Annotated in this window: 11 protein-coding genes; 6 read left to right on the top strand and 5 right to left on the bottom strand. The window is 68.0% G+C overall.

Features of this window, described 5'->3' with window-relative positions:
* Positions 1–216: 216 nt before the first annotated feature.
* Positions 217–1,047, bottom strand: coding sequence for an SDR family NAD(P)-dependent oxidoreductase (locus tag ASF06_RS02580; protein WP_235500866.1), 831 nt, complete (start codon positions 1,045–1,047; stop codon positions 217–219).
* Between the two features lie 48 nt (positions 1,048–1,095).
* Between ASF06_RS02580 and ASF06_RS02575 the strand changes: the two genes are divergently transcribed.
* Complete coding sequence (locus tag ASF06_RS02575) at positions 1,096–1,656, top strand: TetR/AcrR family transcriptional regulator (RefSeq protein ID WP_235500865.1); 561 nt, start codon at positions 1,096–1,098, stop codon at positions 1,654–1,656.
* A gap of 40 nt (positions 1,657–1,696) precedes the next feature.
* On the opposite strand, the gene ASF06_RS02570 is transcribed toward ASF06_RS02575, so the two are convergent.
* On the bottom strand, positions 1,697–3,103 hold the full coding sequence (locus tag ASF06_RS02570) for an amidase (protein WP_055942915.1): 1,407 nt from the start codon (positions 3,101–3,103) through the stop codon (positions 1,697–1,699).
* Positions 3,104–3,351: 248 nt separating this feature from the next.
* On the opposite strand from ASF06_RS02570, the gene ASF06_RS02565 reads away from it, so the two are divergent.
* The 5 genes from ASF06_RS02565 to ASF06_RS02545 are packed head-to-tail and all read left to right on the top strand — an operon-like array spanning position 3,352 to position 10,061.
* On the top strand, positions 3,352–4,773 hold the full coding sequence (locus tag ASF06_RS02565) for an FAD-binding oxidoreductase (RefSeq protein ID WP_055944071.1): 1,422 nt from the start codon (positions 3,352–3,354) through the stop codon (positions 4,771–4,773).
* 41 nt (positions 4,774–4,814) lie between these two features.
* The gene (locus ASF06_RS02560) at positions 4,815–6,461 is read left to right on the top strand and encodes an ABC transporter substrate-binding protein (protein ID WP_055942912.1); all 1,647 of its coding nucleotides are present in this window, start codon (positions 4,815–4,817) and stop codon (positions 6,459–6,461) included.
* Positions 6,458–7,480, top strand: coding sequence for an ABC transporter permease (locus ASF06_RS02555; protein ID WP_055942909.1), 1,023 nt, complete (start codon positions 6,458–6,460; stop codon positions 7,478–7,480). Before ASF06_RS02560 ends, ASF06_RS02555 begins: the two co-directional genes overlap by 4 nt.
* The gene (locus tag ASF06_RS02550) at positions 7,477–8,328 is read left to right on the top strand and encodes an ABC transporter permease (protein WP_055942906.1); all 852 of its coding nucleotides are present in this window, start codon (positions 7,477–7,479) and stop codon (positions 8,326–8,328) included. Before ASF06_RS02555 ends, ASF06_RS02550 begins: the two co-directional genes overlap by 4 nt.
* A complete protein-coding gene (locus ASF06_RS02545; protein WP_082500653.1) occupies positions 8,325–10,061 on the top strand; it encodes a dipeptide ABC transporter ATP-binding protein in 1,737 nt (578 codons plus the stop codon). The genes ASF06_RS02550 and ASF06_RS02545 overlap by 4 nt, the downstream gene beginning before the upstream one ends.
* Here the strand turns inward: ASF06_RS02545 and ASF06_RS02540 are convergent.
* The 3 genes from ASF06_RS02540 to ASF06_RS02530 form a co-directional block, all read right to left on the bottom strand.
* The gene (locus ASF06_RS02540; protein WP_055942903.1) at positions 10,052–10,612 is read right to left on the bottom strand and encodes an SRPBCC family protein; all 561 of its coding nucleotides are present in this window, start codon (positions 10,610–10,612) and stop codon (positions 10,052–10,054) included. The two genes, ASF06_RS02545 and ASF06_RS02540, sit on opposite strands and share 10 nt — an antisense overlap.
* Positions 10,609–11,715: a carboxylate-amine ligase gene (locus tag ASF06_RS02535; protein ID WP_082500710.1), complete on the bottom strand. Its 1,107-nt coding sequence runs from the start codon at positions 11,713–11,715 to the stop codon at positions 10,609–10,611. The genes ASF06_RS02540 and ASF06_RS02535 overlap by 4 nt, the downstream gene beginning before the upstream one ends.
* 69 nt (positions 11,716–11,784) lie before the next feature.
* Positions 11,785–12,492 (bottom strand): winged helix-turn-helix domain-containing protein, encoded by a 708-nt coding sequence (locus ASF06_RS02530; RefSeq protein ID WP_055924720.1) that lies wholly within the window; start codon positions 12,490–12,492, stop codon positions 11,785–11,787.
* Positions 12,493–12,799 lie beyond the last annotated feature (307 nt).

Here is a 12,799-nt window from a genome sequence, read left to right as displayed (position 1 = left end):
GCCACAGCAAACAACTAACGCTCTTGAACCATATAACGGTTGAGTAACGGAGCGCCAGTTATCAAAACGTTATTTTTCTGGGAGTTGCCTGTAAGCCCCTGTTCGGGGGTCGCCGTGTCCCTCAGGCTGCTTCCTCAACGTGGGTCGGTTCGAAAGACGCTGTCGGGCTGACGGCGGGGAGGGGCCGATCGCCCCGTAGCTCATCAGCACCGCTCGTCATTGGCCGGTGCCTGCGTAGCGGGGATCGCGGGCATAGTCCTGCTGGCGCAGATCGAGCGCTTGCCGAACCTGCATGGGCGCGTCGTCACCGATGAGTACCCGAAGCCGGCGGTCGTCAGATGCGGCCACCCGATCGAGGATCGCTGTCGCGGCATCGCCTGGGGCTGTCCCCACGGACGACTCGCCCCCCGACGGCCAAGGGACCTCCGCTGTCCCGAACATCTCGATCCGCTGAGCCTCGTAGGCGTCTGACGGTGAACTGAACCGCATGCTGCCGCCCGCCCAATCCGTGTCGAGGGCCCCGGGTTCGATCAGAGATACGCGGATGCCGAATCGCTCGACCTCCGCGGCCATCGCCTCACTGAACGCTTCCAATCCCCACTTGGTCGAGTTGTAGAGTCCGAGCATCGGCATCGTGCCGACCGTGCCCACGCTGGAAATCTGGACGATATGTCCGGATCCCTGGCGCCGCATGACCGGGATGACGGCTTGGCTCAGCCAGAGCGGACCGAGCAGATTCGTGTCGATGATCGCGCGGGCGTCCTCCTCTGTCGCCTCTTCGATCGCGCCGATGAGGCCATAGCCGGCGTTGTTCACGAGTACGTCGATTCTTCCGAGCGTGTCGACAGCATGCGACACCGTGGCCTGCGCCGCCGAGCGATCCCGAACGTCGAGGTGCAGCACCGTCAGGCGATCGTGCTCGGGTAGAGCACTCTCTCCTCTGACGGTTGCGACGACGGCATGGCCCGCGTCCAGGGCGGCGTGAACGAGTGCTCGGCCCAGGCCGCGGTTGGCTCCGGTAATCATCCAGGTCTGCGGTGAACTCATGAGGCGAGCCTACCTCGAAACTGGACGCTCCGTCTCGTTAGCTCCGGTATGCTGCTGCTCATGGCCCGCGATCGAACCCGTGTGAAAGTGCACGCTGCCGCGCTCTCGCTGGCTCTCGACGCGAACGGGGCAGGCCCGCTCACGATGGAGGGGATCGCAGCGCGGGCCGGCGTCAGCAAGCAAACCGTCTACAGGTCGTGGCCGTCGACCGGGGCAGTCTTGTTCGATGCACTCCTCGCGCGCAGTGCCGATGAGAGCGGCCGCGTGGTCGTGCCGAACTCTGGTGACCTGTCGAGCGACCTCCTCGCACTGGCTACCGGAATGATCGGGGAACTGACGGACCCACTCGAGGAGGCTTTGCTGCGCGCCCTCACAGCTGACCTGCAATCAAATGCCGTTCTTGCCGCGCAGTACCGAGAGCTGCTGCTGGGGCCTCAGCTGAGCGCTATCTCTACCCGCCTCAGCGAGGCCGGGGTGCCGGAGTCGGGCGATGTCGCGGAGTTGTTCGTGGGCCCGATCTTCTACCGCTGGTTGCTTCGCACTCGACCGTTCGATTCGGAGTGGATCAGCGCCCACGTGGAGCGCATCATTCGGAGCATCGGACCATAGCAAGAAAGCGACCCGTGGCCATCGTTTGCGGGATCGACGGTCAGCCTGTCGCCGGGTGACTACCGGCCCACGGCTGGTGGCGTTCGAGCTGGGCGCTCAGGGCGAGCACCGCAAGCTCGCCGTTCGGCGGCCCGATGACCTGCACGCTGAGGGGCATGCCGTCGGCACCGAACCCGGCGGGCACGGCGGCGGCCGGATTGCCGAGAACGTTCCACACCGAGGTGTACGAGCTGACAGGCGTGGCGCGTCTTATCGCCGCAAGCGCCCCGGCATCCTGCAACTGCCCGATCGGCCAGGCAGCAGTGGGTGTGGTGGGAGTCAGTAGGAGATCGACCCTGCCGAACAGCTCATCGAGAAACGGCTCGCCCAGCCGAGAGGCGGTTCGCTCTGCCCAGCCTCCGAGCCGACGCAGCGGGCGACCGATGCGCAGCATGGTCTTCGTCCGCGACTCCAGGCGACGGGGCTTGTCTGCGCGGGTCGCCTCGTCTCCGATGCCGCCACTCAGCTGAAGCTGAAACGGCACGTTCAGCTTGGGGTAGGCCGGGTCTGCCTCGATGATCTCGTGGCCGAGCGTCGCCAGAAGAGCCGCGGTTCGCTTGAGCGCCTCCGTGGTCTCAGCGTCGGGCGAGGGTCCGCCGGAGGGGTTCTTCGTCGACACCATGATTCTGAGCGGAGGCACGGTCTCGTTCGTCGCCGCCGCATACATCGACCCCGCCAGCGGCGCCGCGTGGAATCGGTCGACCGCCGTGGTGCCGGCGATGACATCATGGATGAGCGCGCTGTCGGCGACCGTGCGCGTGATCGGCCCGATGACGCCCAGCGATCGCCACAGATCGGCGTTCGGTGCGAGGCTCATTCGGCCGCGCTGCGCCTTGAGCCCGAACAGACCGCACCAGCTGGCGGGCAGCCGAATGGATCCGCCGCCGTCGCCGCCGATACCGGCTGCCACCAGGCCGGCTGCCACGGCCGCCGCCGTACCGCCGCTCGATCCGGCAGGAGACCTGTCGAGATTCCATGGATTGCGAGTCATCCCGAAGGCTTCGCTCTCGGTGAAAGGCCAGATTCCGAACTCGGGCATGCGCGTCGTGCCGATGATGACCGCGCCGGCCGCGCGTAGCCGGCGAACCACCTCGCTGTCTGCGCGGGCGGGTGTCGAGTAGGCTGCGCTGCCGTAGCGGGTGGGGATGCCGGCGATGTCGTTCTCTTCTTTGATCACCATGGGCACGCCGTGCAGCGGCCCGAGCTCGGAGGAGTTGCGGCCCTGCGCATCGAGGGCGTCGGCGCTCAGCCTGGCCTCGTCGGCCATGATCGTGGCGACGGCGTTGAGCGACGAATTGCGGGCATCGATGGCCTCGAGCGAGTGCTCGACGAGCTCCCTCGCGCTGACCTCGCCCGACGCGACCCACTCCGCCTGCTGCACAACCGAGCTGTACGTGAGTTCGCGCATCTGGCTCCCGCCTTCGTCTCGGTGCCTACGCTATAGCCGCATCATTTCGCGCGGATTTCGGGATAGCCGGTTCTCGAGGGCGGTAGCGGGAGCTGCCCTGACAGGCGAAGGATCTTAGCCAGCCGGCGGGTGCACCGGAAGTACCTGACGCTGTGTTACGTCGGCGTCCAAAAGTTACGCGCTGAGCCGCTGCGGCGGTCGTGGCTCCATCAGTATCGGTCTCCTTACGAGGAATGGACCGATTCACGATGACGACAGCCGAGACGACCGCGACGATCAGCCCTGCCGGCGCCCTGACGCGCACTGTGCAGAACCGGCACCCGCAGATCGAGGTGCGACCGGCATCCACCGACACCGCGGCCTATCGGTACGACTACGCGACCGCGCCGCGGCCCGACGCGGTGCCCGACGGCCGCCGGGGCCCGGCCGTGGCCTTCCCGACGACGGCCGACGAGGTGCAGACCCTCGTGCGGCTCGCAACCGAATTCGGCGTCACCGTCGTCGCCCGGGGTGCGGGAACCGGGCTGGCCGGCGGCGCGAGTGCGACCGAGGACCAGCTCGTCATCTCGACCGAGCGGCTGAACCGCATCGTCGAGGTCTCTCCACTCGACGAGGTGGCGGTCGTCGAACCGGGCGTCATCAACGGAGACCTCAACGCGCATCTGCGCGAGTTCGGCCTGTTCTACGCCCCCGACCCGGCCAGCTTCGAGATCTCGTCGATCGGCGGAAACATCGCCACGAACGCCGGCGGCCTGCGCTGCGCCAAGTACGGGGTGACCCGCGAGTCTGTTCTCGCCCTCGACGTCGTGCTCGCCGACGGCAGCCTCATCAGCGTCGGCCACCGCTCCATCAAGGGAGTCACCGGGCTCGACCTGACCTCGCTCTTCGTGGGGTCGGAGGGCGTGCTGGGCATCGTGGTGCGCGCCACCCTTCGCCTGCGTCCCCTTCCCGTCGCCCGTCGCACGGTCACGGCGTTCTTCGACAGCACGGCATCCGGTGCCGACGGTCTGGGCGCGATCACGCTCTCGCCCGTGCGCCCGGCCATCGTCGAGTTCTTCGACAGGGTCAGCCTGGAGGGCATCGACGCGCACTCCGGCACCCGGCTCCGAGAACGGGGCGAATCGCTCATTCTCATCGAGCTCGACGGCTACGGCATCGACGAGCAGGCCGCAGACCTCGAGGATGCTCTCACCACGGTCGGCGCGCGTGTCACGGTTGAATCGGACGAGGCTGCGGCGGCGCTCTGGGAGCTGCGCCGGCACGGTCGGGGCCTGCCCACCTCGCGCCGGTTCATCGGCGAGGACATCGCGGTTCCCAAGTCGGCGCTTCCGGCGGTCTATCGTTCCTTCGCCGCCCTCGAGGCACGGTTCGGGGTCGAGATCTCGGCCGTCGCCCACGCGGGTGATGGCAATCTCCACCCGCTGATCACCCAGGAGATCGAACCGGGCGACGACCCGGCGGTTGTTCCGACCTCCCTCGCCGACGCGGCCACGGAGCTCGTGCGAATCGCCCTGGCGCTCGGCGGAACTGTCTCGGGCGAGCACGGCATCGGCACGCTCAAGCGCGAGTGGGCCGCCTTCGAACTGTCCCAACGGTCGATCGATGCGCAGCGTGCCATCGCGACCGCGCTCGATCCGCAGCACCTGCTCAATCCCGGCAAGGCCATCTAGGCCGTCATCCCTTCGCACCCCTCCAGCAGAAAGAGAACACCATGATCATCTCGAAGAGAATACGGCGGGCCGCCAGCGCCGTCGTGGCCGCCGCCGCGACGACAGCACTGCTCGCAGCGTGCGCCGCGGGCACCGCCTCCGCGCCGTCGTCCTCCGACTCCGCTCCGGTCGAGGGCGGCGATCTGACCTTCCTCATCCAGGGCTACGACGCGGGCTGGGTATCGAGCAAGACCTCGATCTCGAGCTACGAGGGCAACCTGTGGGGTGAGATCACCGACAAGCTGATCTACGTCGACGAGCAGGGAACCCTCAGTCCGTGGATCGCCACGAGCTGGGAGGAGTTGAACGGGGCGACCGAATTCGTTCTACACCTCAAGGAGCGCGTCACCTTCTCCGACGGCAGCCCGCTCGATGCGGCCGCGGTCGTCGACAACATCAACATCTGGGCCAAGGGCGACCCCGACCGGGGCATCAGCAAGGTGGGCCTCTTCCCCTCGGGCAACTTCGACCGGGCAGAGGCGACAGACAGCTCGACCGTGCATGTCTTCTTCACCTCGCCGGCACTGAGCTTCATCCCGACGCTGGCCTATCACGGCACGATCCTGCTGTCGCCCGCGACCCTGGCCCTGCCGATCGACGACCAGGCCGATCTCGCGCAGCAGGTCGGCAGCGGGCCGTTCACCGTGAAGTCGTTCACACAGGGCGACAGCTACGTGCTCGAGAAGCGGCCCGACTACGACTGGGGGCCTGAGGCGATCGGCCACACCGGCGCCGCGTATCTCGACACCATCACCTACAAGGTGATCAAGGACACATCGGTGCGCACCTCGACGGTGGCGTCGGGCCAGGCCGACGTGGCGTACAACGTCGAACCGCAGGAGATCGAGTCGCTCACCGACCAGGGCTTCGTCGTCGACACCCCTCGCTATCTGGGGTTCACCGACGGGTTCCAGGTCGACACCAGTGTCGCCCCCACGAACGAACTCGCCGTCCGGCAGGCCATCCAGCACGGCATCGATCGCCAGGACATCGTCGACACCGTGTACACCGACAAGTGGGACGTGGCCACGTCGTTCCTGCAGGGCAACGTTCCCGAGGCCGGCGACTACAGCGAGCTGCTCTCGTACGACCCCGACAAGTCGGAGAAGCTGCTCGACGAGGCGGGATGGGTGCTCGGCTCCGATGGATACCGGTCGAAAGACGGCACGACGCTCGAGTTCACGGTGACCCCCAATCCCTACGTGCCCTCGACCCAGGCCGAGGACGAACTCATCGCCCAGCAACTGAAGCGCATCGGCATCAAGGTGAACCTGAACGTCGTCGACGTGTCGGGCTACGCCGCGGTCCTCGCCGCGCATCCGCCCCTGTTCCAGACGTCGCGAAGCTTCGTCGACGTCGGCACCGTCGCGGGAGTCCTCACGAGCCAGAACAAGGGCGAGGACTGGTTCAAGACGGGAACGAGCGACCAGAAGCTGAACGACCTGGCGAACGGAATCGCCACAGCCTCGGATCGCGACTCGCGAACGGCGCTCGTCGATGAGCTCCAGCAGTACGTACTCGAGCAGGGGTACTCGATCCCGACCGTGCAGCTCGTGCAGCGCCTCTACCTGCTGTCGCCGAAGGTGAAGGGCGTGACCTTCAACGGTCTGGCCTTCGCCAACTTCGCGACCGCCTGGATAGCGCCGTGAGCAGGTCCTACGGACGATACGCGCTGCTGCGGGCGGCGCAGGCCGTCATCGTCATCCTGTTGGCCTACGTCGCGACCTTCCTGGTGATCAGCGTGCTGCCCGGCGATCCCATCACGACCATGCTCCGCGATCCGCAGAACGGCCTCACCGACGACGAGATCCAGCGGGTCGTCTCGCACTACGGACTCGACAAGCCCGTCGTCATCCAGCTGATCCTGTCGCTGGGGCGTTTCGTGACGGGCGACCTGGGGTTCTCGCTGCAGTCGAATCTGCCCGTGTCGCAGCTGCTGGGCGACGCGCTGCCCTCGACGCTGACGCTGGCCGGCACCGCGCTGCTGCTTTCGGTGATGATCGCCGTGGTCATCGCCTACGGCGTGCAGTACCTGCCGAGTCGATGGGCTCGCGGGGTGCTGCGATCGGTGCCGTCGCTCTTCCTGTCGGTTCCCAACTTCGTCGTCGGCCTCATTCTGATCGAGATCTTCGCGTTCCGGCTGCACGTGTTCACCACCATCGATCCCGACAGTGCGGCGGCGACACTGTTCGCCGCCCTGACCCTCGCCATCCCTGTAGCGGCGCCGCTCGCGGAGGTGCTCATCGCCAACCTCGACCACGAGTCCAGGCAGGAGTACGCCGTCGTCGCGCGCTCCCGCGGGCTGAGCCAGGCGCGACTGTTCGCGCGGCACCTGGTCAAGCCGTCGATGCTTCCCGCGGTCGCGATGATCGCACTTATCGTGGGCGAACTGCTCGGAGGAGCCGTGATCACCGAGACGATCTTCGGTCGCGACGGTCTCGGCACGGTCGTGCAGAAGGCCGTCACCAGCCAGGACGTGCCGGTGCTCCAGGCCGTGGTGTCGCTGGCCGCCGTCGTCTTCGTGACGGTGAACCTGTTCGCCGACCTCGCGTCGCCGCTGTTGGATCCGCGGCTCGACGCGAAGGCTCGGCCGAAGGTGAAGTCCGAACGAGACGCGCCGTCCGAACGAGACGCGACGCCCGAACGAGAGCTCGAGGTACCCGCATGACCAGCCTGACAGGACTCGTGACACCGACGGAGCGCATCCGCGCCGCTGGACGCTCGGCCGTTCGTGTGCCGCCGACGGTGGCGGTCGCCGCGGTGGTCATCGTCATCGTGCTGCTGTGGTCGTTGGTGCCCTGGCTGTTCACCTCGTACGACCCGACGGTCGGAGACACGGCCGAGAAGCTGACGGCGCCGAGCGGTGCGCACTGGTTCGGAACCGATCACCTCGGACGGGACGTGTTCGCGCGGGTCGTGTACGGAACGGCATCGTCGGTGACGAGCGCGCTCGTGGCCGTGGCGATCGGGCTCATCGTCGGCAGCGTCATCGGCCTGGCGAGCGGATTCCTTCGCGGGGCGGTCGACGTCGTGCTCGGCCGGGTCGTCGACGTGCTGCTCGCCATCCCGAGCTTCCTCCTGGCCGTCGTCATCGTGAGTTCCCTCGGCTTCCAGACGATCAACGCGGCGATCGCGACCGGAGTCTCCGCGATCGCGATCTTCGCCCGGCTGATGCGTGCCGAGGTTCTGCGGGCGCGCGGATCGGTCTTCGTCGAGGCCTCCTATCTGCAGGGCGGCAACCGGCTCCACGCGCTGCTCGGCCATGTGCTCCCCAACACCTACAAGTCGGTGGTCGCGCTGGCCGTGCTGCAGTTCGGCACCTCGATCCTGGTGATCGCGTCACTGGCGTTCCTCGGCTATGGGGACCCGCCACCGGCATCCGATTGGGGCCTGCTCGTGGCCTCGGGCAAGTCGTACGCGACCGCACCGTGGCTCATCTACGCGCCCGCGCTGGTGATCGTGATCACCGTGCTGTCCGTGAACCGCATCAGTACCTGGTTGAGGAGAACCCAATGACCGTATCGATCGACACCACGCGGCCGGCGCTTGCCGAGGTCGTCCCACCCGTTCGTTCGGGTCCGCCTGACGCGCGGCCCCTGCTCAGCGTCGAAGGCTTGTCGGTCTCCTACGGCGACACCACCGTCGTGCGCAACGTGGGTTTCACCCTCGAGCGCGGCGCGAGCCTGGCGCTGATCGGCGAGTCCGGCTCGGGCAAGTCGACGGTGGCGAAGAGCATCCTGCGCCTGCTCCCGACGGGCGACAGCGCCGTGAGCGGAAGCGTGAGCCTCGACGGCCGCGAGCTGTTCGGCCTGCCCGAGCGGCAGTTCAGGCCCCTGCGCGGTCGCCTCCTGGGCTACATTCCCCAGGACCCGTCGTCGGCCCTGAACCCGGTGCGCACCATCGGCTCGCAGGCCCACGAGGCCGCCGCGCTCGCGGGCGAATCGGATGTGCGGGTCCGGCGCCGAGACATCCTGTCGGTTTTCGAGCGGGTCGGCCTTCCCGACCCCGAGCGGGTCTACGCCTCGTATCCGCATCAGCTCTCCGGCGGCATGCTGCAGCGCGTCCTCATCGGACTGACCGTGCTGCCGAGGCCGGCGCTCATCGTCGCGGACGAGCCCACCTCGGCGCTCGACGTGACGATTCAGAAGCTCATCCTCGACCTGCTCTCGGAGCTGCGTCGAGACCTGGGCATCAGCCTGCTGCTCATCACGCACGACCTCGCGGTCGCCGCCGAGCGGGCGGACTCGATCGTGGTGCTGAAGAACGGGATCGTCGAGGAGAGCGGTTCGTCGAGCCAGGTCTTCTCGACCCCGACGTCGGAGTACGCGCGGCAGTTGCACGCCGACGTGCCCGCCCTGAACCCCGACCGGTACCGTATCCAGCGCGGCACGGCATCCGGTGCCACCCCGGCTGTCGCCCCCGCTGTCGCCCCAGCCGTCACCCCCGCCGTCGCCTCAGCCGTCGCCTCGCCCGCGGTCGAGGTCGACGCCGTCACCAAGCGGTTCCGTTCGGGCGACGTCGACGTGACCGCGCTCGACGGCGTCTCGTTCACGCTCCCGAGGGGAACGACCCACGCGCTCGTCGGCGAATCGGGGTCGGGCAAGACCACCGCGGTACGCCTTCTGCTGGGCCTCGAACAGCCGGATGCCGGACGGATCGAGGTGGCGGGCACGCCGGTGCACGGGCAGACGTCGGCGGGGCTGCGCGGTCTGCGGCGCCACCTGCAGCTCGTCTACCAGAATCCCTTCACGTCGCTCGATCCCACCTGGCGGGTGAGCCGGATCGTGCGGGAGCCTCTCGACCGCTTCCGCGTCGGCGAACGGGGCGAACGCGCCCGTCTCGTCGAGCAGACGATCGAGGAGGTCGGTCTGCCGGCATCCGTTCTCTCACGCCGACCGGGACAGCTCTCGGGCGGCCAGCGCCAGCGCGTCGCCATAGCCCGGGCCCTCATCGTGCGGCCGGATGTTGTGGTGCTCGACGAGCCGACGTCGGCTCTCGACGTGAGCGTACAGGCGGGCATCCTCGAGCTGCTGTCGCGCCTCCAACGGGAGCACGGCCTGTCGTACCTGCTCGTGTCGCACGACCTGGCCCTGGTCAGGCAGCTCGCAGACACGGTGACGGTGCTGCAGCGGGGGAAGGTCGTCGAGAGCGGTAGCGTCGATCAGATCTTCGCGCGCCCCGAGAATGCGTACACCCGCGCCCTGCTCGAGGCGATCCCGCGCACGAGCGGAGGCGCGGCTCAGTCGTGAGGCCGGCTTCCCCGAGCCTCGATCGTCTCGACGATCGAACCGAGCACCCGGTGCATGTAGGGCGCCCAGAACAGGCCGACGATGGCGCGCACGACGAACGCCCGGCCGGGCAGCGGAAAGAACCGGTACTGCCAGCGGATGTTCGTGGTCGCCGACTCGGAGTGCGGGCTCGAGCCGCCGGGGCCGCCCGAGGCGTCGGAACCACCGGGGCCTGCCGGGGTGAAGGTCCACTCCGCGCGCCCTCCGCTGACGAGTCGACCGAGCACGCCCGTGAACTCGCTCAGGTCGTAGGCGAAGAACGCGCCCGGCTCGCTGTGCGTGATGGTCTCGACGACGGTGCTGCCGTCGGAGAGTCGGAGCGTGCGCGTGTAGCCGACGACGTCCCAGGTGTCGGGCTGGTCCACGACTCCCACGACCGCGGGCAGGGGGCCGAAGCGCGGGTAGAACTCCGTGGGCGTCGTCTGCAGGGCGACAGTCCAGCTGCGGAGGGCCACGGCGCCCGCGACGAGCTCGGTGGTGAAGCCGATCGCGCGGCGCGGGTTCGTCGTCATGAGCGTTCTCCGATCGATTGGGTCTCGGCGACCACGAGTCTCACGACGTCGTCGAGCTGCTGTGTGCGTGCGAACGTGGCGCGCTGCCTGTGCGACGAGTTGCCTCGGGCGAGGGCCTCCTCTGCCAGGGACCGCACCTCGTCGTAGTCGCCGAACTCGTCGAGCGCGGGACGGAGGCTCTCGACCAGGCTGCGGACCGCCTCCGCCGCTTCGATAGGACGCGGTCGCGCCCCGGCGCTGAGCAGTTCGGCCGAGAGACCTGTGCGCGCTGCCTGCCAGAGCGCGGCCCGCTGCACGGGTGCTCGACGAGGCTGCAGTGGCACACCGTTCTCGATGTCGATCTCGGCGGCGCGCACGGCAGCCCTGAACAGTCCGGCGATGAGCACCGCATCGTCGACGAGCGGCAAAGCGTCGCACACGCGCAGTTCGAGGGTGGGCGCATGGGCCGATGGCCGGATGTCGAAGTAGGCCATGCCGTCGTCGGCGATCACGCCGGTGCCGATCAGGTCGGCGATGAGCTCGTCGTACTCGGCGGCAGATTCGAGCGGCCCGGTCGCCCCCGCGCTCGGCCAGCGCTGCCAGACGAGGCTGCGCACGCTCGCATAGCCGGTGTCGTGTCCGTTCCAGAACGGCGAGCTCGCCGAGAGGGCCAGCAGAACGGGCAGATGCTCGGCCACACGCTGCGCGAGCTGGATGGCGAGATCGCGGTCGGAGACTCCCACGTGCACCTGGAAACCGCAGATCAGCTGCTCGTCCACGAGAAGCCGGTACTTCTCCTGCATGGCGCCGAAGCGCTGCGACGAGGTGAGCTCGAAGTCGGAGATCTCCGAGCGGGGTGCGGTGCCGACGGCGGCGATTCCGACGCCCAACGGACCGGCGACATCCATCACGCCTCGCCTCAACCGCACGAGCTCGGCTCGCAGCCCGGCGAGGGTCTCGGTGACGTCGGTGTTCGTCTCGACGGTGGTGCGCTGAAGCTCGGCGGCATAGCTGCCGCCCGGCAACTCCTTGAGCAGCTGCGGCGCCGAGGCCGACAACCGCCAGGAATCGAGTTCGATGAGGTGAAGCTCTTCTTCTGCGCCCAGCGTCAGTTCCGCGCTCATGACCACAACCTAATGCGGTCGCCCGAACAAAGCGACCGGGGGCGCATCGCGGGCCGGCCTGCTATCGGCCTAGAACAGGTCGGGCGACGGCGTCGACGTGTGCTGCACCGAGACGTCGGCGTGGCGATCGAAGCGGTAGCCGGCGCCACGCACCGTGCGCACGATGTCTTCGTAGTCGCCGAGCTTGGCGCGCAGGCGACGCACGTGCACGTCGATGGTGCGCTCGTTCGGAATGTCGCTGTCGTCTGCCGACCACAGGGACGCGATGAGTTCGGCGCGGTCGATGGTGCGGCCCTCGCGCAGAACGAGGTACTGCAGCAGCTCGAACTCCTTGTACGTGAGATTGGCGGCATCGTTGTCGAGCAGCACGCGCTTGCGCGACAGGTCGATGACGACGCCGTCGCGGGCGCGGTCCTCATCTTCGGGTGCGTGGCGGTGCTTGGCCAGGGCCGCGGGGTCTTGCAGGGCGAGCCGCACCACGTCGACGTCGCGTCCGCCGGCGCCGCGCGGCGCCAGAGCGACGGCGGCGTAGGTCTCGGAGGAGGGCGAGAGCTGTGCGGCGAGGGCACGCAGCTGGGCGACGATCTCAGAGAGGTCGGTGCCATCGGCTGCGGCCTTGTCTTCGTCGATTCCGACGTAGAGAACGAATCCGCGTGCTTCGGTGCCCGTGGGAACGGCGCGAAGGCGGGTCGGCGTCGATTCGGCGGCGAACTGCTCGGGGCGGCCGATCGAGGCGACGGGGGCGGAGGGACGGGTGTCGAGGTGTGCGAGAGACATAGGGGAGATCCTTCGATGAGGTGCCCTGGTCATCCGGCCGGATACGGCGAAGAAACGGATGCCCGTGGGCGGGTTGTGCGAATGGTGCGGCGGGAAAGCCGGAGACCGCAGACGGTTCTGTTGTTCAGAACCAGGCGGGGGATTCGGAGGTCTCTAACGTGACGGAAGAGACGCAGACCTCGGAACCCAGCGAACCTGAGATGTCAGGCGCAGTGTCTGGTCAGGCACACATTCGGCAACACATGACAGCGCTGCTGGGCATCATCATGCCAGCAGTCCCCAATGCCTCAAAGGAGGTAAGGGCGAG

It is taken from the genome of Agreia sp. Leaf244 (assembly GCF_001422695.1).
Lineage (GTDB): Bacteria > Actinomycetota > Actinomycetes > Actinomycetales > Microbacteriaceae > Agreia.
This window is presented reverse-complemented; position numbering and strand designations above follow the sequence as displayed.

Excerpts from the sequence above, each read along its gene's own strand:
- ASF06_RS02570 (WP_055942915.1), bottom strand. The coding sequence starts at position 3,103 with ATGCGCGAACTCACGTACAGCTCGGTTGTGCAGCAGGCGGAGTGGGTC.
- ASF06_RS02580 (WP_235500866.1), bottom strand. The coding sequence starts at position 1,047 with ATGAGTTCACCGCAGACCTGGATGATTACCGGAGCCAACCGCGGCCTG.
- ASF06_RS02530 (WP_055924720.1), bottom strand. The coding sequence starts at position 12,492 with ATGTCTCTCGCACACCTCGACACCCGTCCCTCCGCCCCCGTCGCCTCG.
- ASF06_RS02545 (WP_082500653.1), top strand. The coding sequence starts at position 8,325 with ATGACCGTATCGATCGACACCACGCGGCCGGCGCTTGCCGAGGTCGTC.
- ASF06_RS02560 (WP_055942912.1), top strand. The coding sequence starts at position 4,815 with ATGATCATCTCGAAGAGAATACGGCGGGCCGCCAGCGCCGTCGTGGCC.
- ASF06_RS02540 (WP_055942903.1), bottom strand. The coding sequence starts at position 10,612 with ATGACGACGAACCCGCGCCGCGCGATCGGCTTCACCACCGAGCTCGTC.
- ASF06_RS02550 (WP_055942906.1), top strand. The coding sequence starts at position 7,477 with ATGACCAGCCTGACAGGACTCGTGACACCGACGGAGCGCATCCGCGCC.
- ASF06_RS02575 (WP_235500865.1), top strand. The coding sequence starts at position 1,096 with ATGCTGCTGCTCATGGCCCGCGATCGAACCCGTGTGAAAGTGCACGCT.
- ASF06_RS02565 (WP_055944071.1), top strand. The coding sequence starts at position 3,352 with ATGACGACAGCCGAGACGACCGCGACGATCAGCCCTGCCGGCGCCCTG.
- ASF06_RS02535 (WP_082500710.1), bottom strand. The coding sequence starts at position 11,715 with ATGAGCGCGGAACTGACGCTGGGCGCAGAAGAAGAGCTTCACCTCATC.